The sequence below is a fragment of the Pedobacter soli genome, assembly GCF_900101435.1.
In the GTDB taxonomy this organism is placed as follows: Bacteria; Bacteroidota; Bacteroidia; order Sphingobacteriales; family Sphingobacteriaceae; genus Pedobacter; species Pedobacter soli.
This window is the reverse complement of the sequence record NZ_FMZH01000012.1, coordinates 112,178-139,146: the sequence shown is the minus strand read 5'-3', so window position 1 is coordinate 139,146 and position 26,969 is coordinate 112,178. Positions and strand designations below refer to the sequence as shown.

The 26,969-nt window shown below is 41.2% G+C and carries 15 protein-coding genes; 12 read left to right on the top strand and 3 right to left on the bottom strand.

Annotated elements, in window-relative coordinates; translation table 11 throughout:
- Window positions 1–27: 27 nt before the first annotated feature.
- Together BLR37_RS21090 and BLR37_RS21085 are read left to right on the top strand one after the other, a co-directional pair.
- Window positions 28–1,203 (top strand): hypothetical protein, encoded by a 1,176-nt coding sequence (locus BLR37_RS21090; protein WP_143009638.1) that lies wholly within the window; start codon window positions 28–30, stop codon window positions 1,201–1,203.
- Between the two features lie 6 nt (window positions 1,204–1,209).
- Entirely contained in the window at window positions 1,210–2,034 is an 825-nt protein-coding gene (locus BLR37_RS21085) for a HEPN domain-containing protein (protein ID WP_090772088.1), read from the top strand.
- Between the two features lie 33 nt (window positions 2,035–2,067).
- Here the strand turns inward: BLR37_RS21085 and BLR37_RS21080 are convergent, their stop codons facing one another.
- On the bottom strand, window positions 2,068–6,105 hold the full coding sequence (locus BLR37_RS21080) for a hybrid sensor histidine kinase/response regulator transcription factor (RefSeq protein WP_090772086.1): 4,038 nt from the start codon (window positions 6,103–6,105) through the stop codon (window positions 2,068–2,070).
- Window positions 6,106–6,441: 336 nt separating this feature from the next.
- Between BLR37_RS21080 and BLR37_RS21075 the strand changes: the two genes are divergently transcribed.
- From BLR37_RS21075 to BLR37_RS21030, 10 genes are all read left to right on the top strand, one after another.
- Window positions 6,442–9,495: a SusC/RagA family TonB-linked outer membrane protein gene (locus BLR37_RS21075; protein ID WP_090772084.1), complete on the top strand. Its 3,054-nt coding sequence runs from the start codon at window positions 6,442–6,444 to the stop codon at window positions 9,493–9,495.
- A 10-nt stretch (window positions 9,496–9,505) separates the two neighbouring features.
- Window positions 9,506–11,188, top strand: coding sequence for a RagB/SusD family nutrient uptake outer membrane protein (locus tag BLR37_RS21070; protein ID WP_167356659.1), 1,683 nt, complete (start codon window positions 9,506–9,508; stop codon window positions 11,186–11,188).
- A gap of 41 nt (window positions 11,189–11,229) precedes the next feature.
- Window positions 11,230–14,340, top strand: coding sequence for a SusC/RagA family TonB-linked outer membrane protein (locus BLR37_RS21065; protein WP_090772080.1), 3,111 nt, complete (start codon window positions 11,230–11,232; stop codon window positions 14,338–14,340).
- A gap of 12 nt (window positions 14,341–14,352) precedes the next feature.
- On the top strand, window positions 14,353–16,083 hold the full coding sequence (locus BLR37_RS21060; RefSeq protein WP_167356658.1) for a RagB/SusD family nutrient uptake outer membrane protein: 1,731 nt from the start codon (window positions 14,353–14,355) through the stop codon (window positions 16,081–16,083).
- Window positions 16,084–16,208: 125 nt separating this feature from the next.
- Window positions 16,209–18,503 carry a glycosyl hydrolase family 95 catalytic domain-containing protein gene (locus tag BLR37_RS21055; protein ID WP_090772076.1) on the top strand — a complete coding sequence of 765 codons (2,295 nt, stop codon included), beginning with the start codon at window positions 16,209–16,211 and terminating at the stop codon, window positions 18,501–18,503.
- Window positions 18,504–18,506: 3 nt separating this feature from the next.
- On the top strand, window positions 18,507–20,615 hold the full coding sequence (locus tag BLR37_RS21050) for a polysaccharide lyase family 8 super-sandwich domain-containing protein (protein ID WP_090772074.1): 2,109 nt from the start codon (window positions 18,507–18,509) through the stop codon (window positions 20,613–20,615).
- Between the two features lie 80 nt (window positions 20,616–20,695).
- On the top strand, window positions 20,696–21,880 hold the full coding sequence (locus tag BLR37_RS21045; protein WP_208599707.1) for a glycoside hydrolase family 88 protein: 1,185 nt from the start codon (window positions 20,696–20,698) through the stop codon (window positions 21,878–21,880).
- 290 nt (window positions 21,881–22,170) lie between these two features.
- Window positions 22,171–23,397, top strand: a complete 1,227-nt coding sequence (locus BLR37_RS21040) for a DUF2264 domain-containing protein (RefSeq protein ID WP_090772072.1) — start codon at window positions 22,171–22,173, stop codon at window positions 23,395–23,397.
- An 86-nt stretch (window positions 23,398–23,483) separates the two neighbouring features.
- Window positions 23,484–24,323 (top strand): 5-dehydro-4-deoxy-D-glucuronate isomerase, encoded by an 840-nt coding sequence (gene kduI, locus BLR37_RS21035; RefSeq protein ID WP_090772070.1) that lies wholly within the window; start codon window positions 23,484–23,486, stop codon window positions 24,321–24,323.
- Window positions 24,324–24,377: 54 nt separating this feature from the next.
- Complete coding sequence (locus tag BLR37_RS21030) at window positions 24,378–25,142, top strand: SDR family NAD(P)-dependent oxidoreductase (RefSeq protein ID WP_090772068.1); 765 nt, start codon at window positions 24,378–24,380, stop codon at window positions 25,140–25,142.
- A gap of 94 nt (window positions 25,143–25,236) precedes the next feature.
- Here BLR37_RS21030 and BLR37_RS21025 read toward each other — a convergent pair whose 3' ends face one another.
- Both BLR37_RS21025 and BLR37_RS21020 read right to left on the bottom strand, forming a co-directional pair.
- Window positions 25,237–25,863 carry a carbonic anhydrase gene (locus tag BLR37_RS21025; RefSeq protein WP_090772066.1) on the bottom strand — a complete coding sequence of 209 codons (627 nt, stop codon included), beginning with the start codon at window positions 25,861–25,863 and terminating at the stop codon, window positions 25,237–25,239.
- A 241-nt stretch (window positions 25,864–26,104) separates the two neighbouring features.
- Complete coding sequence (locus tag BLR37_RS21020) at window positions 26,105–26,716, bottom strand: hypothetical protein (RefSeq protein ID WP_090772064.1); 612 nt, start codon at window positions 26,714–26,716, stop codon at window positions 26,105–26,107.
- Between the last annotated feature and the right edge of the window lie 253 nt (window positions 26,717–26,969).

The following is a 26,969-nucleotide window of genomic DNA, read 5'->3' as shown; positions in this document are numbered from 1 at the left end:
CTAATATATAAATTAAAAAGAACAATTATGGAAAGCTCAGCAAATTTTGGAAACGAGAGCCGGTCTTTTTTAGCGGCCATAGCAGATTTTTTTCGCGATTACACCATTGCAGACCGGATCGATTTTTTAGATAACTGGGTAAACCCCATTTCAGTTGATGAAGCTTTGATTCAAAAAAACGAGCCTGCAGCACTTTTCAATTTTTACGAGCAATTGCTTAAGCTTTTAAATGGTGCTGAAACTGTTTTTAAAGGTTTTAAGCAAGATTTTGTTTTCTTCGAAGCCATACAAATGGACGCTGCAGAACTAAAAAAGGAAATGGTTTTGATTCAATATCAAGCCAAACACCTGCTTAAAAACGAAATGACAAAACCAAGGCAGGCTTTTGTGGCTATATTTTTCTTTTATGATGCTGCGCATTATCAGTTAAATTATAAAGACTGGCTGCAGGCAGCACTGGCAGGCAATACGGATGAAGATTGGAACGAGTACACTTATCCGGTTTACCAAAACACAAAAAAAATGCTCGAGGCCTGCTGGTTAATCCACGAAAGGGTAATTAGTAAAAACAGTAGCCGAAGTATTGATTATCATTATGATTTAGCTGTATTTGAAAATACTTCGCCTTTATGTTTAACTGAAATGCTCGAAGCCAATCCCTTTGGAGTAGTAGAGTCTTTTTTTAATCTCGATGATTTGGCTGGCCATAAAACTTACCTTAAAAACTGGTACAAGGCTGCACTGGGTAAAGAGGATAGGGTACGTAACGCTGCAGATTATTTTTTTCTGTATAACCAGTTTACCCAATTGCTTTATGCCGGCTACCTGATTGCTACCCGTAAACTTTTTTACGACATCAATGGCAATACATTAACCACAATGCTGAGCTCCAATAAAGCAAACCGCATTACAGATGGCCATTACCATGCCGGCCAATACGAAATAAATACACTGCCTGTGCGCTATGTAAATAATCCATACCGTTTTATTGAGCTCTTTTTTGTGCCCGAAAAAATTAAACGTCTGCGTTTAGGACTACTAGAATGGTTGTATGCTGCTTTCAGTACCCAAAACAGCATTAAACTGATGGATAAGGAATTTCTTTTTGAACAATACGAAACCTTATTGATGCTTACCGAAGCGTTTTTCCTGATGATTACCCAGCCATTTTCGCCTGCATTACTTACCATACCCGACGAATAAATAACCATGAGCCGTAAAAATATACATGTAGCAATAGCAAATGATGCAGATTTAGCTGCGCTGATAAAAGGTATATGTGCTGTGGTACAGACAGCTTATATTTTTTGCTATACCGAAATTTTTGCCGAAAAGGTACTTAATGAATTGCTTATTGTGGTACCCAATAAGCAGGTGCGTATTTTAAACGAACTGGTCCCGGTACTTAATATTGTGTTTAGTAACCAGCAGAAATTTAGCTACAGGCTTTTTCATGAGCACGAGGTTAAACAGGCTTTGCAAAACGGCAGTTTATTTTTCAATCAGCTGTGTAAACCTCAAAACTGCCTCTTTAACCGCTCTACTGATCTTTTTAACCACGGGAATATAGATGGTAACTTACTTGCACAACAGGTTAAATGTACTTACACTACAGAATTAAATAAAGCCAATGATTTTTTAGCAGGGGCAAAATTCTATTTAAAAAGGCAAAACCTACCGCACTGTGCCTTTATGTTGCATCAGTTCTTTGATTTGGGCTACCGTGCCATCGAGCTTTTGGTTATGGGTGCCGAAAAAAAGACACACCGTGTACAAGTACACCAAAATTATATTAAGCCCTATGTACAAGGCCTGGCCACACTCTTTAAACCGGGCAACGAAACAGATATTTACCTGTTGTACTTACTCGATGAAGCCTACCTGGCAGTACGCTATGAAAACAATTACCAGATCACAGAAGCCGAAATAATGGCCTTGTTTGAAAAAGGCAGGCTACTTGCCCCCCTTGCAAACCGGGTTTACCAGCGGGTTTTGAATAATTATTTTGATCGGGAGATAAACAATTTGCGTTAAAAACAATGATGTTGGCCATTGTATTGCCTTATTTTAATCTTCGTTTATAAACTCACTCGGCGTTTTGCCAAAATGTTTTTTAAACTCCGAACTAAAGTATTTACGATCGTTAAAACCTACCGAATAAGCAATTTCTGAAATATTACCTGCACCTTGTTTCAATAGCTGTGCAGCTCTTTTAATGCGTATCGATTTAATAAAATCGTTAACCGAAAGATCAGTCAATGCCCTTATTTTTTTGTACAGTACCGGCTGGCTCATGCCAATTTGCGATGATAGGGTAGGCACATCAAATTCAGAATCGGCAATCCGATCTTCAATAACTGCGATAATTTTGTTCAGGAAATTTTGCTCGGTGGTATTAATTACCAGGTTTTTAGGTTCGAGCCTTACCACCTGCGCAAATTTCTGCCTGATGGTTTCGCGTGCGCTAAGCAGGTTTTGTACATTCAGTTCGAGAATTTTGAGGTTGAAGGGCTTCATGATGTAAGCATCGGCACCCTGCTCAAAACCATTAATCTGGTGTACATAAGCCGAACGGGCTGTGAGCAATACCACGGGGATATGACTGGTTCTTTCGTCGGTTTTAAGCTTGCGGCACAATTCCAGGCCATCCATAACAGGCATCATTACATCGCTGATAATTAAATCGGGAATCACTTCCTGCGCCAGTGCCAGGCCTGTAGCTCCGTTTTCGCTTTCGTAAATGGTGTAAGTATTGCCCAGCGCATTTTTAATAAATGCCCTTACGTCTTCGTTATCCTCTACCAGTAAAATACTATATTTTTTAGGGCCGGCAGATACTACAGTTTCTGCTTCCTGAATCTGAGCTTCGGCAGTACCCGGGAGTTCGTAGTTGGTAGCATCATCATAATACACATAATCTTTTACAAAATCGGCTGGCTTAAAATGTGCTTTGCCGGTTTTTAAATTTACGGTAAAACAGGTAGCACCATGTCGATTTTCGCTCTGAGCCATACTTTCGAAAGTAATTTCGCCATGATGCAGCTCTACAATGCTTTTAGATAAGGATAAACCTAAACCTGTGCCAATGCTGGTTGTTGGGTTAGCCTGGTAAAAATTGGTAAATAAACCAGCCTGATCGGCAAGCGCAATCCCTTTGCCATTATCGCTCACCATAATTTGTACCCGGTTATTTTCCTGACTGATTTTTAAACTGATTTTACCTTTATCTGGCGTAAATTTAAAAGCATTGGAAAGCAGGTTAAATAACACTTTCTCCAGTTGAACTTTATCAAAATAAAGTTTAATATCGGGCTGCACGGTTTCAAAACGGTAATCGATGCTTTTGGCAATGGCAATATTCTGAAAAGCCAGGAATATCTCCCGGCAGAATTTTACAATATCTCCGGGGCTAATGTGCAGGGTCATTTTTCCGCTTTCTGCTTTTCTGAAATCGAGGAGCTCGGTTACCAGGTTCATTAAGCGGTAAGCATTGTTTTTAATGGGCTGCAGCTCGCGGTTTAATGATGGATCGTCTTTGGCATTTTCGATCAGTTTATCCAATGGGCCTACAATCAGCGTTAAAGGCGTGCGTATTTCGTGCGAGATATTGGTGAAAAACTCGAGCTTATGCTCGTTAATTTCCTTTTCTTTTTTCAGTACGGCCTTAATCAGCAAATAGCGAATAAATACAAACGATATGGCAATAAAGGCTGCCAAATAAAACAAATAAGCCCACCAGGTACGGTAAAATGGTGGTAATACGGTAATATCGAGCGTGCTTATGGTGTTGGTCCAAACGCCATCGTTGTTGGTGCCTTTAACCATCAGGGTATATTGACCCGGCGAAAGATTGGTATAGGTAGCCGAAGGTACATCTACATAGTTCCAGTTTTTTTCGAAACCATTGAGTTTATATGCATAATGGCTTTTATTCGATTTAATGAAATTAAGGACAGTAAAATCAACTGAAAAAACATTCTGATCGGATTCAAAAGTAATGGCCTGTAAGGTGCTGATATTCTGTTTCAGCAGGCCATCTCCGCTGTTTAGCGCCACAGGTTTGTTAAAGAGTTTTAAGCCCGTAAAAATTACAGGTGGAGTAGTTTTGTTTTCTCTGATCTGGTTGGGGTAGAAACTGATCATACCACTCAGGCTACCAAAGAAAAACTGACCTTTACTGTCTTTTAAAAACGATTTGTAATTAAATTCATTACCAGGCAAACCATCTTTAATGTTATAAACCTTAAAGGTATGTAATGCCGGGTTATACTTACACAGGCCTTTATCGGTAGTAATCCACAGGTTTTGAAAATCATCTTCAAGTATCCCCATAATGGTGTTACTTGGAAGTCCATCCAGTAAGCTTAGCCGCCTATATTGGTGCTTTTCGGGGTTTAGTTGAAATAATCCATTCCTGGTGGTGCCAATAAGCAGAGAACCGGCTTTATTTTCGGTGATGCAGCTGATTTCGTTATACCTTAAAATTTCGGGATTGCCAGCTACGCGGATTACAAATTTAGTTGCACCGCTTTTTAACTGATAAAGCCCCGAGTTGGTAGCTACCCACAGTGTTCGCTTGCTGTCTTCGAAAATGTAAAGTACAGCATCGGCACGGCCATTTACCCGGTTACGGATAAATTTACCCGTTTGTGTATTAAAACTATTTAAACCGCCGTTGGTTCCTACCCAGAACCTCCCGAAACTATCTTCAAAAACAACCGTAATTTCATCGTTGCTTAATGAAGAAGTGTCGTTTTTATGCTTGGTATAGCGTACAAAACTTTTGGTTTCGGGGTTAAAAAGGTTTAGCCCGCCATAATGTGTGCCGATCCAGACTTTATTGTTTTTATCTCGGATAACCGATTTTACCAGATTGGCGCTTAGGCTTGCGGGGTTATTGGGGTTGTTTTTGTAGCGGGTAAAAGTATTGCTTTTCCTATCGTAATAATTAATGCCTTCACCTTCAGTAGCAATCCACAGGTTTTGGTGCTGATCTTCCATGATTGAGCTCACTACATTGCTGCTGAGGCCGTTTGATGTGGCAGTGCTGCGATAAACCTTAAAAGGCGTATAATTAGGATAAACCATATTGATAGCGCCATAATAAGTACCAACCCAGATAATACCCTGACGATCCTGAAAAATATCGTAAACCGAATTCTGACTTAAACTGGATGGATTTTCGGGCTCATTTTGTAAAGTGCTGAAACTTTGGTTTGCCGGATTATAGATGTTGATGCCGTGTAAGGTACCAATCCACAGTTTGCCCTCCTGATCGAGCATAATTTTACGCACGTTATTGCTGCTGATACCCTGTGGGTTAAGGCTCGAATATTTATAATTGGTAATGTTTTCGGTGCTTAGGTCGAGCTTACTTATACCGCTTTGTTTAGTGCCAATCCAAAGGTTGTTTTCGCGATCTTCAACCATTGTGGTAATGTGGTTATCGATGGCTTTAGCGAGCTCGTCGCTATAGGCCTTAAAATGTTTGTAAATAACCCGGTTTCCGCTAAAGCGCATATTCATTAAGCCATTGTCTGTACTTAACCACAGGGTACCATTGTGATCTTCGGTAATGGTATAAACTTGTAAACGTTGTTTGTTTTGGTATAAAAAACGCTTAAAGCGATATCGGGTAGTGTCGGTTAGTAAATTTAGTCCATTTTCCGTACCTACCCAAACCCTGTTTTTTTTGTCCTGATAAATGCAAAATACAATATTGTTGCTTAAACTGCCTGCATCTTTATCATCGTGCTGATAACGGTCAAAATTATCGTCCTTTTCATTGTATTTATTCAGCCCGTTTTGGGTGCCAATTAACAGCGATCCATTTTTAAGTGATACTATTGAAGAGAGATAGGAAGTAGAACTCAGGCTTTTTTTATTGCCTTTTTCGCTGCTGTAGATTTTAAACGTTTGCGAATCGTATTTGTTGAGTCCAAAACGTGTACCGAACCAGAGAAAACCCCGGGCATCCTGGGCAATTGAGAGTACCGAGCTTTGCGAAAGTCCGCTCTCTACGTTCAGGTGTTTAAAAGCGTATTGGTCTTGTGCTTTGCCTGCTATAGCGAAGAGTGTAAATATAAAGAAGAGCAGGGCTTTCATGTTCACAAAATACAGGGATGGTTAGCTTAATGTTATTAAATGTACAACTCTATTTTTATTATTAAAATCAAATTGGCTTAGCACCGGCAATTTTAACACTTTATCTGCTCACAGCATTGCGTTAGCTAGCCTTTTAGCTATATTTTTAGAATTTTACCCCCATTTGTTTAGGATTTTACCCCTTTTGTTTTGGGGCTTCTGGATAGATTTGACCCTATGCATTTACCCCCGGTAAAAGGCATGATAATAACCAAATAGACGATAACCAAAAGCGTGCACCCGGAAGGGCAAACACATTACTCCGGACACGCACCAGTAACTAAACCAAAACAAAATATGAGGAAAACTTACTTAAAGCAATTAATGCTTTTTTCGTTAACCGTATATGCGGCATGTCCGGCTTTGGCCTATGCCAATACCATACGAGTCGAAAGGCATGTAGCAGGCAAAAACAAGGGCCACCGGTTGGAGGTTACCGGAACAGTTTCTGATAACTTTGGCAACCCGCTTTTTGGCGTTAGCGTTACCATTAAAGAAACCGGTAATAGTGTTACAACAAATAAGGATGGTAAGTATAAAATAAGTGCTGTTGAAGGCGATATTTTAACATTTACACTCAATGGTTACCTGGTAAAAGAGGTTGAGGTAAAAGAGGCTTTGTTAAATGTATCACTTAGCGAGAGCCAGAAACGCCAGGCTGCTACACCGGTATTGTATGGCGAGCAAAGCACGGTAACTAACCTGCAATCTACTTCTACAGTATACAATACCGATCTGATTAAAGTTCCGGTAGCGGGAATTAACAATGCTTTATCCGGAAGGTTAGCCGGATTATACACTTTACAAAGTAATGGCAGGCCAGGAGCCGACGGAACCAGTATTACCGTAAGGGGGAATGCACCATTGGTCCTGGTAAACGGTATCCCGAGAGATTATCCTTCAATCGATCCGGAGGAAATAGAATCGGTTACCATTTTAAAAGATGGTTTATCTACAGTAATGCTTGGGCAACAGGCTTCGAACGGTGTAATTATGATTAATACCCGTAAAGGAGAGGTAGGCAAGCAACGCATTTCGCTTACGGCACAGGCAGGTCTGCAATCGGCCATTAAATTGCCGAAACCACTGGGTGCTTTTGATTACGCAACGCTTTACAATGAAGCATTGGCCAACGATGGTAAAGCACCCCGCTATACTGCAGCTGATTTAAATGCCTGGGCAACAGGTTCTGATCCTATATTTCACCCTGATGTAGATTGGTACAGCACCGTCTTAAAACCCAATACAACTTTTAGCCGTTACAACCTGAATACTTATGGTGGCGGTAATGCTACCCGATATTTTCTGGATGTAGATTACCTGAACCAAAGCGGTATTTTAAAGCAGGACGACGAAAGAAATACCTACAGTACCAATACCGATTACAAACGCTATCTGGTACGTACTAATATCGATATCGATATCACGCCGACAACTTTATTAAACTTAAACCTGTTTGGCCGTATCCAGAATGGTAACCAACCGGGTGGAGTTAGTGCAAGTACAGCAATTTTTACTACAGGTACCACTTTATCCAATTTTGGTAGTAATAACGTTTTTTCACAACTGGCTTCGATTCCAAATAATGCTTATCCTGTTTTTAATCCTAACGGTTCGCTGGCCGGTACTTCCGATTATCAGACCAACTTGTGGGGAGCAACTACGCGCTCGGGTTATTTTTACAACAGTAGTCGAGACATTTCTGCTGATATATCGTTAAAGAAAACACTCGATAATGTTACCAAAGGTTTGTGGTTAAAAGCTTTGGCCAGTTTTAACCATAGTGTATCCGAAAACATTATCCGCACCAAACAGTACGCGGTATATAAGCTGGCCAGTACCAACCCTGATGTATATCAAAAGTTTGGGGTAGATGGCCAGCAGGTTAATTTAACAACCAACACCGGCCAGAGCCGAAATTTATTTGTCGATTTTTCTGCCGGACTTGATAAAACCTACGGCAATCATGGAATTAGTGCCTTGTTAAAATACAACTCGCAAAGCATACAAGGTAATCAGGTTGTATTAATCAACAATAACTTATCGGGCAGGATAAATTATAACTATAAAGAAAAATACCTGGCCGAAGCGGCTTTAAGCTACAGTGGGGTAAACCGGTACGTAGAAGGCCAACGCTATGGTTTCTTTTATGGTTTTGGCTTAGGATGGAACATGGCTAAAGAAGACTTTTTAAAAGATATCCAATGGTTAAATGCGCTTAAAATCAGGGCAAATTATGCTTATACCGGCAACGCTAACCCTGGTTATTTTGCCTATAACCAGTACTATGTAACAGGCAATACCTATAATTATGGCGCACCAACGCCAACGGCTATAACCGGTGTTGCCGAAGGCACATTGGCCAACCCGCATATTACCTGGGAAAAAGCAAATCAATACAATGTGGGCATTGATGCCAGTTTGTTTAATAATAAATTATCAGTTGCTGCCGATTATTTCAACAATAAAAACTTTGATCTGGTGCAAACCAGGGGAAGAAGTTCGGCCTTACTGGGTACTACCTATCCTGCAGAAAATATAGGGGTTAGCCGTTATTCCGGGGTAGAATTCGATCTGAAATACAGCAACCATGTGGGTAATTTTAACTACTACATTGCACCAAATGTTTTCTCGCTGCAAAAAATTATCGAGTATCAGGATGAAATTAGCAGGCCATATTCGTGGATGGAACGTACCGGACAAAGAGAAGACCAGACTTTTGGCTATGTGGCAACAGGTTTATTCCAAAATCAGGCCGAGATTAACTCAAGTGCAAAAATACAGGGTTATACACCGGTTCCCGGAGATATTAAATACCAGGATTTAAATAACGACGGGATTATTAATGAGCTGGATGTAAGAGCACTTAAAAATAATAATCCGATTTGGTTTTATGGTCTTAACCTGGGCTTCAGTTACAAAGGATTTGATTTTTCTGCACTCCTGCAAGGCGTTCAGAACCGCTATGTGTACGTTTCGGGCAGTACTGAATGGGCTTTCCAAAACAATGGTTTAGGACAAGCATTTGAACAGAATCTTGGCCGTTGGACACCAGCTACTGCTGCTACAGCCACTCAACCACGTTTAACCATTGGCGCTAATCCAAATAATGAGGCTACTTCATCATACTGGTTGCACGATGGCAGTTATGTGAGATTAAAAAATGTGGAACTGGGCTACACGTTACCGAAAGTGGTAACCGGTAAGCTAAAATTAGCTTCTGTACGCTTTTTTGTAAATGCAGTAAATGCCTTCACCCTTTCTGCATACGATCGGGTAGATCCTGAAGTTTATGGAAGCGGTTATCCACTGCAAAGAGTGGTTAATGCTGGTTTGAATGTTAAATTTTAATGCGGGTGATATGAAAATTAAGATAAAAGAAATCGTTGGCACATTAGCCGTTATCATTATTGGTTTTTCGGCATGTAAAAAACCAATGTACGAAACAGAACCAACCACTGCTGATCTAAGCTATACTTTTGATAAAACAGATTCGCTGGGGGTACAGGCCAAAGCCTTTCTGGCTGATATTTATTCGTACCTGCCAAATGGTTATAACCGCATTGGTAACGATGTTTTAGATGCTGCATCTGATGATGCCATTAGTTCATCGCCATCGAGTACAATTGAATATTTTGTAAATGGCCGGATTTCGGCAGTTACTCCAGTCGATAACTCCTGGGATAACAATTACAAGACCATTCGCAAAGCCAATGTATTTTTGGCCAATATTGATGTAGTTCCGTTAAACCAAAAAGGTTTGAAAGCATACTGGAAAGCTGAGGCAAGGATATTGAGGGCAATAGCCTACTTTGAGCTCATTAAACGTTATGGTGGGGTACCACTTATGGGCGACCGTGTGTTGGGAATTGATGATAATATTGAAATGCCAAGAAATACTTACACAGAATGCCTTAAATATTTGCTGGATGAGTGCGAGGCCTTAAAAACCATTGCCAGGCCAGATAATACACTGGCATCAGACGAAGACTTTGGCCGGGTTACGCAAGGTGTTGCATTGGCACTAAAAGCCAGGGCATTATTGTACGATGCTAGTCCATTAAATAATCCAAACAACGATTTGGCCAAATGGGCAGCTGCTGCGCAGGCTGCCAAAGATGTAATGAACCTGAACGTATTTTCATTGGCATCGGCTTACACTACCGTGTTTAATACCCGTAAAAACAGCGAAATTATTTTGGCTTACCAGAGAGCGGTAAATTTTGATGTCGAAACCAGAAACGCTCCAATAGGTTACACCGCTAACAATGCGTCAGGTTCGGGCTATACAAGTCCTACGCAAGAGCTTGTTGATGCTTTCGATATGAGCAATGGCCGTGCCATTACCGATCCGGCATCTGGTTATAATCCGGCAGATCCTTATACTGGCCGCGATCCACGTTTTGCCCTTACTATTCTGCATAACAATGCCAAATGGCTAAACCGGTCAGTTCAAACTTATGATGGCGGTTTGGATAAACCCGGCAGTACCGTAAACGTACAAACGCGTACCGGTTACTACATGCGCAAATTTATGAACGAGACTTTTGTTACGGCAACAGTTTATAGCAATCAAACACACAACTTCCCGATTTTCAGGTACGCAGAAGTTTTACTCAACTATGCCGAGGCCATGAATGAGGCAGCCGATAATGCGGTAAATCGTACCGAAGCTTTTAACCAGTTAAAAGCATTGCGCTTAAGAGCTGGTATTCCGATCGGTACCACAGCAGGTTACCAGCATGGTTTAAAAACCACCATGACGCAGGCAGAGATGCGTGAGGCCATCAGGCATGAACGCAGGGTAGAAATGGCTTTCGAAGAGCAACGTTTCTGGGATATACGCCGATGGAAAATTGCAGAAACTGTATTGAACAGTACCCTGCATGGCATGCAGATTATTAAAAATGCAAACGGCACCTTCTCCTATACCCGAACCGATGCGCTGAATGTAACTTTCGATGCAACTAAAATGTACCGCTATCCGATTGCAGCAAGTGAAGTAAATAAAAACAGGAACTTAACACAGAATCCGGGTTGGTAATTCGGGATTTTACAGATTGTTAAATGATAACCATACAAGTTATGCAAAAAATATTATATAAATTATTAACCCTTTTTATCCTCTTACCCGGCATTTCTTTGGCGCAAACGGTTATAAAAGGTACGGTTGTAGATAATTCGGGACCGATACCCGGCGCTACGATTGTAGAAAAAGGATTGCCAAACAATGGGGCGGTGACCGACGCCGAAGGTAAGTTTCAGTTTACGTTAAAAGGTAGTAGTAAAGTGCTTATTGTGAAATCTATAGGTTACTTGAACCAGGAAGTGAATGTAGCCGGTAAAACCGTTGTAACCATTACCTTAAAAACAGATGCAAAGGATTTGGATGCAGTAGTGGTTGTGGGCTTTGGCAAGCAGAAGAAAATTACCAATACGGGTGCTATCAGCTCTATTTCTGCAGTAGAGATTAAACAAAACCCTAGTGCCAGTATACAGAATACCCTTGCAGGTAGGTTGCCCGGTTTTACCTCACAGCAGCGGAGTGGCCAGCCAGGTGCAGATGGTGCCGCTTTCTTTATTCGTGGGGTGAGTACTTACGCCGGTAGTACTTCTCCGTTAATTATTGTAGATGATGTAGAGTACGATTACAACCAGGTTTCAGATATTGATCCAAATGAAGTAGAAACAGTTTCCATTTTAAAAGATGCTTCTACTACTGCAGTTTATGGTATTAAAGGGGCTAACGGGGTATTGGTAATTACCACCAAAAGAGGGGTGGCCGGTAAACCACGCATCAATTTAAAATCAGAAGCCGGTTACCAGATGGATGTGAATACCCCCGAATTTTTAAATTCGTACCAAGCAAAATTATTAAATAACGAGGCGCTTAGAAATTCGGGCGATACCAACAACAAATTGTATGCAAGTGATGCCGATCTGGCTGCTTACCGCGATCATACCGATCCTTATGGTCACCCGGATATCGACTGGTGGAAAACCATTTTTAAACCAGGTGCTTTAATTACCCGTCAGAATTTAGATTTTCAGGGTGGAACCGAGAGTGTAAAGTATTTTGTTTCTGCGGGTTATTTGTGGCAGAATGGTAATGTCCGCGATTTTGGTGCAGACAATGGTGTAAAAAGTAATTATTATTATAAACGCTATAACTTCAGGTCTAATTTAGATATTCAGGCTACCAAAACATTAAGTATCCGATTAGATTTGACAGGCCGTTTTGGCGAAACCAACCAGCCTTTCAATTCAGGACAGGGTAATGCTTATTATGCCAACGGTAACGGTATTGTGGGCGAAATCTACAGTGGTGGTTACTTACCGCCATGGGCTTTCCCGGTTACCAATCCAAATGGTTCATATCCATACAATCCTTTGTTAACCAATGCAAACACCAGTATTATTGGCCGCCTGGCAGAATCGGGCTATAGCAGAACTTTCGATAATGATTTAAACATCGTTGCGAGTGCAAGCCAGAAACTCGATTTTCTTACCAATGGCTTAACCGCCAAGGTATTATTATCTTACGCAAGTGCTCAAAGCTCTAGTGTAAATTCAAGCAGAACAGCTTTACCATATTATTTGTATAATTCTGCCACCGGACTATATTTGCCACTTAATGCCACACAATACCGTACACCGCCATTTTCAACAACATATGGTAACGGTACTATTTATCGTACTATAAATACACAATCCTCATTAAACTACGATCGCAATTTTGGTAACCACCACGCTTATGGTTTGGTATTATATAACGATAACAGGGTAATTAATTCAACCACTACCGGCGATAGCAATCAAGGCCCCGGGGTACCAACGGTAATTACCGGAACAACTTTTAGGGTGGGTTATGATTTTAAAAACAAGTATTTGCTCGAGTTCAATGCCGCTTATAATGGTACCGACCGATTTACAGGGTCTAAAACCAAAGGCTGGTTTCCGGCAGCATCAATAGGCTGGAATATTTCGGAAGAAAAGTTTTTCTCTGATAACATCAAATTTGTAGATCTGTTAAAATTCAGGGCATCTTACGGTATGGTTGGATCAGATGATATCGGCGGTGCTAAAAAATATGTACAGCTTTATACACAGGCTTCAGGTGCTTACAATTTTGGTACAACAAGTACCTCGTATAATGGAATTACCGAAGGCAACCTGGGTAATTTAGATGTAACCTGGGAGAAAGAAAAGAAACTGGATATTGGTATGGATTTAAATATGTTTAATGGAAAATTTAAAATTACCGCCGATTATTTTAACAACGACAGGTACGATATTTTAACTACCAGACAAAGTGTCCCGCTTACTATTGGAGTAGGTTTGCCACCTGTTAACCTGGGTAAGGTAAACAACAGGGGCTTTGATGGAGAGATAAGCTATAATGAAAAAATAAACAATTTCTCTGCAGGTGTAAGGTTAACTTTCTCTTATGCCAAAAACAAAATCCTTTATCAGGATGAGGCCCAGCCGGCATACCCCTGGTTAGCGGCAACAGGTAGCCCAATTGGCCAGTACTTTGGCTGGCACTTTTTAGGTTTTTATACTGCAGCAGAAATTGCTGATCCGAAAGTGGCAAAACCAACTACTGCAGTAGGCCCCGGGGATATGAAATACCAGGATTTAAATGGTGATGGTATTATCGATGACAGTGATAAGGGAATAATTGGCAAACCAAACCTGCCAAATACCACCTATGGCGCCAACTTTAATTTCGGTTATAAAAACTTTTACCTGAACGTATTCTTTCAGGGATCGTATGGTTACAGTACCCGTTTCCACTCCGAAACCATTGTGCCCGGAAACTCTAATTACCAACCGATACACTTAAACAGATGGACACCCGAAACGGCTGCTACAGCTACGTTCCCAAGGTTGGGGGGGAACGCAGTAACCAATTTTCCAAACGTATCCAATAACTTCTCTGATTTCTGGACCAGAAACAACTATTATGTGCGCTTAAAAACTGCCGAGATCAGTTATATGTTTCCCAATTCATTTGCCAAAAAACTGCGTGTATCAGGAATCAGGGTTTATGCCAATGGTAATAACCTGCTTACCTGGACAAACGTAACCGATTTGTATCAGGTTGACCCTGAAAATGGAAACAGTACCACTACTGTAATTAGTGTGTACCCTACGCAGCGCATTTATAACCTGGGTTTAAATGTTACATTTTAATTAAAAATGATTATGAAAAAGAAAATTTCAATCATAGCCTTATTTGCCATCATGGTTATAACCTATTCCTGTAAAAAAGGTGGTTTACTCGATGAAAGCTCTTCAACTGTTTTAAACGAAGAAACCACCTTTGCCGATAGTATCAATACCCAGGCCTTTTTAACCCGGATTTATCAGCAGGTAGGTTTTCAATACGATATCCAGTACCTTGATGCCGGCGGGCATGCGGGAGCTTCCGATGAGGGGGTTACAGGCCGTTACAACGGTACGCAGAACTCAGGTGTAATTATTGCCTTTGGTTTAATTTCCAAAAGCACTACCAACACTGATTTTAGAGACATGTGGTCGGTACCTTACCAAAATATCAGAAGGGTAAATGTACTTTTACAAAATATTGGTGGTGCTCCGCTTAGTGCAGCAACCAAAAAGGGGATGATAGCTGAGGCCCGTTATTTACGTGCCTGGTATTACTTCCTATTAATCAGGGCATTTGGTGGCGTACCATTACTGGGCGATAAAGTGTATGATATTACTGAAGATTTTACGCTCAAAAGATCAACCTATCAGGAATGTGTAAACTACATTGTTGCCGAGTGCGATGCAGCCAAGGCCGATTTGCCAACCAGTTTAACTATTCTGCCGCAAAATTACGGCCGCATTACCCAGGGTGCCTGCATGGGCTTAAAATCACGTGTGCTATTGTATGCAGCAAGTCCGCTATTTAATGGGGGGCAATATGCTACATCAGGCGAGGTACACGATTTAACCGGTTATGCGAGTTACGACAAAGAGCGCTGGAAAAAGGCCGCTGATGCTGCACTGGATATTATAAATACCGGAAACTACTCGCTTTATGTAGATAATGGCCCAACCAACAGACCTGGTTATGGCTTTTATAAGGTTTTTCAGATGCGTGTAAACAGCGAGTACTTGTTTGCAGCCATGCGTGGCGCACAACGCGAGTTCGAAAGCTTTTTACTGCCACAAAGCAGATCAGGAGGTTATGCCTTCACGGTAAGCCAGCAAATGGTTGATCGGTTCCCGATGGCCAATGGAAAAGCCATAACCGAAGCTGGTTCGGGCTACGATCCTGCCAATCCTTATGTTAGCCGTGATCCGCGTTTCGCCAATTCGGTAATTTATAACGGTGCTCCATGGATATTAAGCGGAAACAACAATGCGCCTGTATATACTTATGTAGGATCGGGTACTACCGATGCCGTGAGCGGGCCACTGGCTTTTAATGCCGGATATTTCCCCCGTAAATATTTGTTGGAAAACTCTACCGGAAATGGTGAAAGATGCTGGGGCCTGATCAGGTATGGCGAAATTTTATTGAACTATGCCGAAGCATTAAACGAATACAGCGGCCCAACAGCCGAGGTTTATGATGCATTAAGAAAAATCAGGGAACGTGCAGGTATTACACCAGGTGCCGATGGAAATTATGGTATTAAAGCCAATGCAACGCAAGATGAAATGCGTTTGCTGATTCAGACCGAACGCGGTGTAGAGCTGTTTATGGAAGAGCACCGCATGTGGGATGCCAGAAGGTGGAAAACCGCTGCGGTTGATTTTGAGAAACCAATTAGAGGCGTTAAAATTACCAAAACCGGAAATGTTTACAACTATGAATATGTAGATGTGCGTGAGCATCACTTCCCTGCACATTATGGTTTGTTCCCGATTTTGGCTTCTGAAATAGCTAAAAATACTGCCCTGATACAGAATGCAGGCTGGTAAAAAATAAAAAACGTATGGGGCTTTATCCCCAACAAATTTGGTTAGTTTGTGTTAGTTGGGCCACCTTGCCTTTGCTTGGTGGCTTTTTTACCTACCTGGCCAAACATCATAACATTTAACCTGAAATGCAGCAAAACTCATCATTAAAATATAACCGTTTAATTCATTGCAGCTTTTTCCTGTGGCTGTTTTTTTACATTCCATTGTGGTGTGCAGCGCAGGTGCCTGCCGGCGAAGTAAACTGGCCGGTATTTATGGCGAAGCAAAATTTAAAGTGGGATCAGCTCGGCAAAGATTACTATAGTGGGATTATTCTCGGAAACGGTTTGCTTGGAACCAACATCTATCAGGAAAACGACAGTTTAATCCGTTTTGATATCGGACGCACAGATGTGGTAGATCACCGCGAAAAACTTTTACCCAATGTAGGTAAATTGTATACCCAGGGGCGCTTGCCTATTGGTTATTTTACCCTTAAAACCGCAGGAAAAATAACAGGTGCCAAAATAGAACTTGATATTTACAATGCAACGTCCAGTGGAACAGTTTTTACCACGCAGGGCACAATAAGCTTTACCGCTTTTGTTGCCGCAACCCAGAATGTAATTAGTATTACAGCAAAAGGTACTGCGCAAGAGCAGGTAAGGGGTTGGAAATGGCATCCCGGAAAGAGCATTAGCCCGCGGTATTTTCAGAGCTACCCAACCGATAAGCCGGTAAACTATCCCGAAAATCCTCCTGTAAAAATGAGTACAGCAAATGGTTACACGCTTTGTAACCAGCCTTTACTTAATAACGGCGGTTATACTACGGCATATAAAATATTAAACAATAGTTATAGGCAACAGTTATTGGTAAGTGTAGGCTATGATGGCGAAGGCACTGCTGATGAAAATAAAGAAGCTACTGCTTACCTGCAAAAATTTGAGCAGGATAAACAAAGCAACGTAGCACACCGCAACTGGTGGCACCAGTATTACCAGAAAAGTTTTATTGCCTTGCCCGATAAGCGGATGGAAAACTTTTATTGGATACAGCTCTACAAACTGGCTTCAGTAACCCGGGCCGATAAACCTGTTGCCGATTTAATGGGGCCCTGGACTACCGCCACGCCATGGCCAGCTATTTGGTGGAACTTGAATGCACAGCTCACTTATTCGCCAATTTTTACTGCCAATCACCTCGAGCTGGGTGAATCGCTCTTTAAATCATTAAACCGTAACCGGCAAAACCTGATTAACAATGTGCCCGAAAAATGGCGTAATGATGCTGCAGCCATTGGTAGGAGCTCGGCCTTTGGCTTGGTAAGCCCCATCAGTGAGGCCGAAATCAGCAAAGGAACTTTTGAACCAGCCAATCTTACCTGGTTGCTTTATTATTACTACCAATATTATGCTTACAGCGGCGACGAACAAACGCTTAAGACCAAAATATTTCCTTTGTTAAAGCGATCGGCGAATTTTTTAATTCACCAGCTTAAGCCAGACGATCAGGGGATTTATCATTTTCCCATGTCGCATTCGCCCGAATATAAAAATGCCGAAGATGCCAATTATACTTTGGCCAGTTTAAGCTGGGCACTGCAAACACTGATTAAGGTAAACGATGAGCAAGAGTTAAATGATGCGGATGCCGGCAAATGGAAAACGATTTTAAAAAATCTTACGCCTTTCCCTATTGGTGAAAGTGGGTTTTTAATTGGTAAAGATGTACCCCTAAACAGTTCGCACCGGCATTATTCACACTTGCTGATGATTTATCCTTATAATCTCATTAACTGGGATCAGCCCGAAAACAGGGCGCTGATTAGCCAGTCGTTAAAAAACTGGCTTTCCTACAAAAGTGCATTGGCTGGTTTTTCGTTTACAGGAGCAGCTTCTATTTATGCAAGTACAGGCAATGGCGATATGGCCTATCAGTGGTTAAACGAATTGCTGGATCGTTTTGTGCAGGAAAACACGCTTTACCGCGAATCTGGCCCGGTTATCGAAACACCTTTGGCCGCCGCCACTTCCATACAGGAAATGCTTTTGCAAAGCTGGGGTAAGAAAATCAGGGTTTTCCCGGCAATCCCAAAAAACTGGCAAAATATATCGTTTAAACAATTGCTTGCAGAGGGCGCATTTTTGGTTAGTGCCGATATGCAGGATGGGCGCACGCAAAATATAAAAATAACCAGCTTAAAGGGAGGCAAACTTACTTTGGTAACCGATATGGATAAATTTACCATCCGTTCCAACAAACGCGGAAAGGTTGATTATCAGTTTCAAAAAACAGCCGAAAAAACCATAATCGAAATAAAAAAAACGATAAGTGGAGAAATGATACAGCTGGTTTCGGCTAGTTTTGAAGAAAAACCGATGCCCGCTTTTTCTTACACAAAATATGAAAACTGGTTTTGGGGCTTCAATAAAAAATAACAGATGTTTGCAGGAAAGAAAATCGTAAATTATAAAATATCATCTTTTAAAGCGTTTAGCATTGGTGCTTTAGGTGTACTGTTGCTTTTTGTTAATCAGGCAAAAGCACAGCAAGAACCCTATGATACCATTTTACAGCGCATTAATACCGATCTGCAAACTTTTGTTAAAGATAAAAACCTGGCAGCAGAAGTTAGTGTTAACCTGAAAAACCTGAATGCAGATGGTAGCTGGGCCGATATTAACTATGCGGATGCGCAATATGCCCCACTGAAAAGAATTAAGGATATGGCCACGGCTTATATCCGGCCTGCTAACAAATGGTATAATCATGCTGAGCTGCATGCATCAATTGTTAAAGCTTTACAAAACTGGTTCGATAAAAATCCAAAAAATAAAAACTGGTGGTATAACGATATTTTCTATCCACAGGCCATTGGGCAAACGCTCATTTTAATGCGCAATGCAAAAGTGCAGTTGCCTGCAGATCTCGAAAAGGCGTTGATTCAGCGTATGGTGATTCGTCGTTTTAGAACCGGCGATGGCGCCAATACTTCTGATGAAGCCCTGCACTACCTTTACCGGGCTTGTTTAACCCGCAATAAAGCTACATTAGATTCGGCCGGAAAGTATTTATTCGAACCCATTGCCATTACCGATGGAAAAGAAGGGGTACAGGTTGATGGCAGTTATTACCAGCATGGCAAGCAACAGGCTATTGCCAGTTATGGTCGCGTTTTTGCCGGTAACTCGGTAAATGCCGCATTTTATTTAAGCGGAACAGCTTATGCCTTACCTAAAGACCAACTGGCCATCCTGGTAAACTACCTTAAAAATACTTTTCTGCAAACCATCCGTGGTTCGTTTTACGATTTTAATGTACGCGGCCGCGGCATTAGCCGTAAAGATTCGTTAAACAGCGGTATGGGAGGTATGATTGAGAAAATTAAGCTGTTCGATCCCGAAAACGCCAGTTACTGGGAGGCTTCTGCGCTGCGAACAGCCAATAAAAAACCTGCCGATTACGGTATTGTGGCTAACCATACCCATTTCTGGAAAAGCAATTACACCTTGCACATACGGCCGGCCTATACCTTCAGCGTGCAAAGCTCATCTGATCGTACTTTACGTACCGAACGTGGAAATAACGAAAATATCTTGGGGAAATTTTTGCCCGATGGTGCAACCAATATCCAGCGCAGCGGGTCGGAGTATGCCAATTTAATGCCAGTATGGGAGTGGGATAAGATACCCGGAACTACCGGTAGGGATTATCCAGACGATGAGGGGGCAACCATCCACAAAGATTGGGGAATACCAGGAACAACGAAGTTTTCTGGTGGGGCAAGCGATGGCGTTTATGGCGTATCGTGCTACGATTTAAATTACGATAGTGTTCAGGCCAAAAAAGCCTGGTTCTTTTTCGATAAGGAAGTGGTTTGCCTGGGTGCTGGTATTACTAGTGAAGCCAAAGAAAGCGTGACTACTACGATTAACCAGGCCTGGTTGAGAGGCGTTATTAGCCGATCATCAACTGCAAAAGGCGAAAAAGGATTTTGGGCATTGCACGATAGTATCGCTTATATCTTTCCGGAGCGCAGCAATGTCGAAATCAGCAATGCCGTGCAAAGTGGTAGCTGGTATCGCATTAATCAGGGGCAGAGCAAAACCGAATTAACCGATAAGGTCTTTAAAATCTGGGTTAACCATGGTATAGCGCCTCAAAATGCCAGTTACCAATATATTGTTATTCCCGGCATTACTGTTGAGGGCATAAAAAAATACAATCGTTCTGTGATACAAATTTTAAAAAATACCGCTGAACTACAGGCCGTAAAACATACCGTTTTAAACATGGTGCAAGCCGTATTTTACAAGCCGGGAACACTGGTTTATGATGGTGGCTCCCTTACGGTAGACCAGCCTTGTACCGTGTACATCAAAAATTTAAACACCAAAAATCCTGTGCTTTATATTGCCGATCCTGCACAAGAAAAGGCATCCATTCAGGTACAGTTTAAACCTGCCGGCTCAACAATACCTAAAAATATAACCTGTAAGCTGCCTGAGGGAGCCTTTGCCGGTGCCACAGCAAGTTTTAAAATAGAGTAACACACATAAATTTATGAAACCATCAGGATTTGCCCCTTAAAAACCGGCTTAACCTGATATTGAAAAACAAAACAGATCAAATGAAAAAAATTAACCTAGCCGCTACATTGCTCCTTTTTGTGGGGAGTGTTTCGTATGCCCAGAGCCCCAAAAAACCGATGGCTCAATTAATTAACGATGAATTTAAATTTGCAGCCAGCCAGTATCAGGTATTGGCCAAAAATATCCCTGCAGGTAAAACGCCGCAGAGTTTCGATAAAGGCAAATCTGTTAATTACGATATTAAATGGTGGTGTAGTGGTTTTTACTCGGGTAGTTTATGGTACATTTACGAGCAAACTAAAAATGAGCAGGTAAAAAATGAGGCTGAGGCGGCACTGAAAGTATTGGAGCCCAACCAAACTTTTACGGGTAACCACGATCTTGGTTTTATGATGTATTGCAGTTTTGGTAACGGGTACCGCATCACTAAAAATCCAGCCTATAAAGAAATTATCCAGCGTTCTGCACAATCGCTTTCTACGCGTTTCAGGCCAAAAATTCAGGTTATTCAATCGTGGGATAAGAACAAGTATTGGGAGTGTCCGGTAATTATTGATAATATGATGAATCTGGAAATGTTAAACTGGGCCAGCGATAACGGAGGAAATCCAAAATATAAAGAAATTGCCGTCACACACGCCAATACAACTATCAAAAATCATTTCCGCCCCGATTTTAGTTCTTACCATGTGGTTGATTATAATCCGCAAACTGGTGATGTGCTTAAGAAAGCAACCTGGCAGGGTGCTGCAAACTGCTCGGCATGGTCGCGCGGGCAAGGATGGGCTTTATACGGTTATACCATGATGTACCGTTTTACAAAAGATCAGAACTATTTAAAACAGGCTAAAGGAATTGCCAACTATATTTTAAACCATCCGAACCTGCCTGCAGATAAGATTCCGTACTGGGATTTTGATGCTCCTTTAATTCCATATGCCAAACGCGATGCTTCTGCAGGTGCAATTATTGCTTCGGCACTGCTTGAATTGGGACAATATACCGATGGCAAGGAAAAAGCTGATTTTAAATCGGCCGCAGAGACCATGATTTATTCATTAGCCAGTGATACTTATCGTGCCAAAGCTGGCGAAAACGGGGGCTTTTTACTGATGCACAGCACTGGGGCTTTTCCGTTAAACAGTGAGATTGATGTGCCACTTGTTTACGCCGATTATTACTACTTAGAGGCACTGGCCCGCTATAAAAAATGGTATTTATAGAAAACTGTTAAACAAGAGGTTTGTATATATTTTATTCAGGATGTAGATTAGACTTGATTTTGCATTAAATTAATGTTTATGGGTTAAGGCACCTAACCGTTAATACTGATGCAGACCGTGCCACTTAGACCCGATCCGATAGCTATCGGATGTAGTGAACACGGAGCCCGATGAAGCATCGGGCGAAGTAAAACGGAAAGCGGGATGAAACCTAAATAGTAGCTTGTAACTTGCTCTCCGAATAATATTAAACTTTTAATACCACTCAAATTATTATTAAATAAACTATAATGAAATATAAACTGATTTTTGCTTTCCTGCTGATTTTTACGCAGCTGGCAAATGCGCAAAATAAAAAAACAACTACAGGCGCAGAAGACCGTGCCATTTGGGTAAAACATTTGTACCGTATAGCCTATCCGGTAATCTATAACCTGGCCAATGAAACTTTAAAAAAGAATATGCCAGTAGAAAAAGCGCCTGGTTATGGCTTAAATGCCGCCAAAGTTACCTATCTCGAAGCATTAGGTCGTACTGTGGCCGGTGTGGCACCGTGGCTGGCTTTACCTGATGACGAAACTGCAGAAGGCAAGCTGCGGAAAAATATGCGTACCGAGCTTTTAAAGGCATTAACCAATTCGGTAAACCCCGAGAGTCCGGATTATATCAGTTTCCGATCAGAAAGTCAGCCGATTGTTGATGCGGCCTATGTAGCCCATGCTTTTTTACGTGCACCAAAAGCCTTGTGGGAGCCACTTGATGAAACCACTAAAAAGAGATTTATCGAAGAGTTTAAATCGCTGCGCACCCGTACCGGCGCATACAACAACTGGTTATTGTTTGCGGGCTTAAGCGAAGGCTTTTTATTAAGCATTGGCGAGCAGTACGATCCGGCTCGCGTACAGTTTGCTATCAATAAAATGAAAGAGTGGTATGTAGGCGACAGCTGGTATAGCGATGGCGAAAAATTCAGCATGGATTATTACAATTCTTACGTAATACACCCCATGCTGGTTGATCTTTTAAAAGTGCTGGTTGATAAGAAAAAAGCGCAACAAGCCGATTACGATCTGGCTTTGAAACGGATGGTACGTTACTCAGAATACCTGGAGCGGATCATTTCTCCGGAAGGAACTTATCCGGCATACGGCCGTTCCATTACCTATCGTACTGCCGCTTTTCAGGCTTTGGCACAGGTTGCCCTGATGGAAAAACTGCCCGAATATGTTAAACCTGCACAAGTACGCGGTGCTTTAACCAAAGTAATTTATAACCTGTATAATGGCAATCAGAATTTTGACGATAAAGGCTGGCTGGTACTGGGTTTTAACGGGCATCAGCCAGAAATTGCAGATATTTATACTTCTACAGGCAGTTTGTATATGGCTACCCTTGGCTTTTTAACCCTGGGTTTGCCAGCCGATAATAAATTCTGGACCGATGCACCAGCACCATGGACGAGTTTAAAAGCCTGGAGCGGAGAAACGATAAAAAAGGATTATAAAGTTGAGTATTAATACCAATAATCAATATCGTATAAATATATTTGCGGGTAAGATTTGATCCTACTTCAAATCTTACCTCACAACTCAATTTTTAACCAATGAACAAATTCGAAAGCCGTTACGCTCAGAGCCCAAAAGAAGTTAAACAAATGGATACCGCTGCTTTGCGGGATAATTTCTTAATTGAAAACGTGTTTGAAGCCAACCAGGTAAACTTAACTTTATCTCATTTTGACAGGTATATTGTGGGTGGCGCCATGCCAATTGACCAGAAAATAGCCCTGCCAAACCCTGATGATTTAAAAGCAAATTACTTCTTAGAACGCAGAGAACTGGGTATTATTAACGTAGGTGGAAAGGCAATTGTTACCGCTGATGGCGAAACTTACGAATTGGATTACAAAGAAGCTTTATATATTGGTAAAGGCACTAAAGAAGTGTTTTTCGAATCGGCTGATAAAGGTACGGCTGCAAAGTTATATATCAACTCGGCGCCTGCACACCATACTTACCCAACCAAAAAAGTAAGCAAAGCCGAGGCCGAAATTGTTGAACTGGGGACACCGGAAACAGCAAATCACCGCATCATTAATAAATTGTTGGTAAACAGTGTTTTGCCAACCTGCCAGTTACAGATGGGAATGACCGAATTAAAATCGGGCAGTGTTTGGAATACTATGCCTGCACATACGCACGACAGGAGAATGGAGGCTTATTTTTATTTTGAAGTTCCACAGGGGCAAAGCGTTTGTCATTTTATGGGCCAGCCGCAAGAAACACGCCACATTTGGATGCAGGGCGATCAGGCGGTAATTTCGCCAAACTGGTCAATCCACTCAGGTGCGGGTACCAGTAACTATACCTTTATTTGGGGTATGGCAGGCGAAAACCTGGATTATGGCGACATGGACCACTGCGCCATTACAGAACTGAAATAAACCGTCATCTCGACCGAAGCGGAGAGATCTTACAAAAGTATCAATAGAAAACACATGTCAAACGTATTTAATTTAGCAGGTAAAACTGCTTTAGTTACCGGTTGCAAGAGAGGAATTGGAAAAGCCATGGCTTTAGCACTTGCAGAAGCAGGTGCCGATGTTATTGGTGTATCGGCCAGCCTTGAATTGCAAGGTAGCGCCATAGAAAAAGAAGTTTTAGCCCTGGGTCGTAAGTTTTATGCTTACCAGTGCGATTTTGGTAAACGCGAAAACACATTGGCATTTGCTGCACAGGTAAAAGCCGATCATCCGGTAATTGATATTCTGGTAAACAATGCCGGAACCATTTTGCGTAAACCTATTGCCGAACATCCTGATGAATATTGGGATGAGGTAATTGCGGTAAACCAAACTGCTCCGTTTATTTTAACCCGCGAAGTAGGCAGGGATATGGTAGCAAGAGGTAGTGGAAAAGTAATTTTTACTGCATCGCTGTTGTCATTTCAGGGTGGCATTACTGTACCAGGGTACGCCGCCAGTAAAGGTGCAATTGCTTCTTTAACCAAAGCATTTGCTAACGAATGGGCAGCTAAAGGTGTTAATGTAAATGCCATAGCACCAGGTTATATTGCAACCGATAATACCACAGCTTTACGCGAAGATCAGGATCGTAGTACCTCAATTTTATCACGTATTCCGGCAGGAAGATGGGGTAACCCAGAAGATTTTAAAGGACCAACTTTATTCCTTGCTTCAGCCGCAAGTGACTATGTTCACGGAACGATCTTAACTGTTGATGGCGGCTGGATGGGACGATAGGTTAGTTCGAAGTCTGCAGTCTTCAGTCCGGAGTCTGGATTTATAATAAAAAACCTCGCAGGTTTTTAAAACCTGCGAGGTTTAATACTTGTGACTAGTAAAGTTTATAGATCTCCGTAATATCTTTCAAGATTTTTTCAAAATCGATTTTCAGATCAATTAAACGGCCTGTTCTGATGTCAAAAACCCAGCCTTGAACGGTTAAGCCACGGTGTACAATGGCTTCCTGTACAGCTGCTGTTTTAAGCAGGTTAACACATTGTTCCTGTACATTTAGCTCAACCAGGCGGTTATAACGTGCATCTTCATCGGCAATGGCATTCAATTCATCTTTATGTAAACGGTAAACATCGCGGATATTTCTTAACCATGGGTTTAAAATGCCTAAATCTGCTGGCTGCATGGCTGCTTTTACACCACCACAGTTATAGTGGCCACAAACTACAATGTGGTTTACCTTTAGGTGTCTTACCGCGTAATTTAAAACGGTCATTACGCTTAAATCTACGTTGTTTACCAGGTTGGCAATGTTACGGTGTACAAAGGCCTGTCCCGGCTGTATTCCCATTAAATCTTCTGCCGTAACACGACTGTCAGAACATCCAATGTATAAAAATTCAGGGCTTTGTCCTTTAGCCAGATCGCTAAAATAGTCCGGATTGATGGAAAGTTTTTCTGCAATCCATTTTTCGTTATTCTTAAAAACTTCTGCTACATTCATAATTTATTTGGATAAGTTTATGTTATTCAATGGAAAAGATATAGTATTTATACGGGCATAAAACTATAAAAGATTTCCAGATTTTGATAACAAATTAAGCTGCTAAATGTTTAGTGCTTTGTATGAAATTATGGCAGGCATTGGCGCAAAGGGGAGGGATTTCTGTCGTAATAACACAGAAAATCATTTTGAATACTTCCTAAGCTTAATGTTTGACCAAACTTAGGAAGTAGCCATTTTCTTAGCTGGCAACAGCTACCACATTCTTATTGATGTGGTTAGGAAGTTCCTCAAGGGTGTATAAGCTAACCAATGATTCTCTTAAAACATTTTTGGAATCGTACCATACATTATCCTGAGTGAAGTGACAAACACCTTTGGTAAGTTCGGTAATAATGGCGCCGATTAAGGTGCCAAAGTGATTTTCAAAAACATCACCGGCATGGTATTTAATCGAAAATACCTTATTGTAATTTTGCAGTTGTGCTTCTATTTCGGCACTTAACTTAATGGTTTTAACTGCTTTCTTTTTCTTCTTCTTTTTAAAAAGCGCAGTTAACTTCTGGATAAAACTTTGTTTAATGATTTTATCTTTAAAAAGCTTTTTCTTGTATTCTTTTAGATCGAAAGGTTTAATTGACGTGCTAAAATTCAGCTTTAAATTATTTTCATTAAATATTTCTAAACTTGGCTTTTCCCATTTAAATACAATGGGTAAATTCCCGTTCGAATTTCTGAATGAAAATGATGAATTAATGTCTAAAACACTTTCGTGTTCGTTTAGACGTTTTAAAATTGTTGGAATTAAATCGTCTGTTAAGGCGTTGGTGTAGATGTGTATAAAAGCACTCATTTTGTTAATAAGATTACTGAAATCAATAAAATAGCAATTTCGGTGAACCGTTTTTTGCATTAATTCTATGATAATTAAGGATATCGACGAATAGGTGGCTATTGTATAAATGGCCAGATACCGTTAACTCGGAAATCTTAAAAAGATTGGAAGGTAAGTTTTTTTCATATTTAGGTTTTTTTGTGTGTAATTGTTTAGTTTGTTTTTTGTCTGGTAAACGTATGCCGCAATGAAAACGTTACAGCTGTAAAAA

What these genes read in the sequence shown, in the direction of transcription:
- BLR37_RS21090 (WP_143009638.1), top strand. Translation starts at nt 28, where the DNA reads ATGGAAAGCTCAGCAAATTTTGGAAACGAGAGCCGGTCTTTTTTAGCG.
- BLR37_RS21085 (WP_090772088.1), top strand. Translation starts at nt 1,210, where the DNA reads ATGAGCCGTAAAAATATACATGTAGCAATAGCAAATGATGCAGATTTA.
- BLR37_RS21080 (WP_090772086.1), bottom strand. Translation starts at nt 6,105, where the DNA reads ATGAAAGCCCTGCTCTTCTTTATATTTACACTCTTCGCTATAGCAGGC.
- BLR37_RS21075 (WP_090772084.1), top strand. Translation starts at nt 6,442, where the DNA reads ATGAGGAAAACTTACTTAAAGCAATTAATGCTTTTTTCGTTAACCGTA.
- BLR37_RS21070 (WP_167356659.1), top strand. Translation starts at nt 9,506, where the DNA reads ATGAAAATTAAGATAAAAGAAATCGTTGGCACATTAGCCGTTATCATT.
- BLR37_RS21065 (WP_090772080.1), top strand. Translation starts at nt 11,230, where the DNA reads ATGCAAAAAATATTATATAAATTATTAACCCTTTTTATCCTCTTACCC.
- BLR37_RS21060 (WP_167356658.1), top strand. Translation starts at nt 14,353, where the DNA reads ATGAAAAAGAAAATTTCAATCATAGCCTTATTTGCCATCATGGTTATA.
- BLR37_RS21055 (WP_090772076.1), top strand. Translation starts at nt 16,209, where the DNA reads ATGCAGCAAAACTCATCATTAAAATATAACCGTTTAATTCATTGCAGC.
- BLR37_RS21050 (WP_090772074.1), top strand. Translation starts at nt 18,507, where the DNA reads ATGTTTGCAGGAAAGAAAATCGTAAATTATAAAATATCATCTTTTAAA.
- BLR37_RS21045 (WP_208599707.1), top strand. Translation starts at nt 20,696, where the DNA reads ATGAAAAAAATTAACCTAGCCGCTACATTGCTCCTTTTTGTGGGGAGT.
- BLR37_RS21040 (WP_090772072.1), top strand. Translation starts at nt 22,171, where the DNA reads ATGAAATATAAACTGATTTTTGCTTTCCTGCTGATTTTTACGCAGCTG.
- kduI (WP_090772070.1), top strand. Translation starts at nt 23,484, where the DNA reads ATGAACAAATTCGAAAGCCGTTACGCTCAGAGCCCAAAAGAAGTTAAA.
- BLR37_RS21030 (WP_090772068.1), top strand. Translation starts at nt 24,378, where the DNA reads ATGTCAAACGTATTTAATTTAGCAGGTAAAACTGCTTTAGTTACCGGT.
- BLR37_RS21025 (WP_090772066.1), bottom strand. Translation starts at nt 25,863, where the DNA reads ATGAATGTAGCAGAAGTTTTTAAGAATAACGAAAAATGGATTGCAGAA.
- BLR37_RS21020 (WP_090772064.1), bottom strand. Translation starts at nt 26,716, where the DNA reads ATGAGTGCTTTTATACACATCTACACCAACGCCTTAACAGACGATTTA.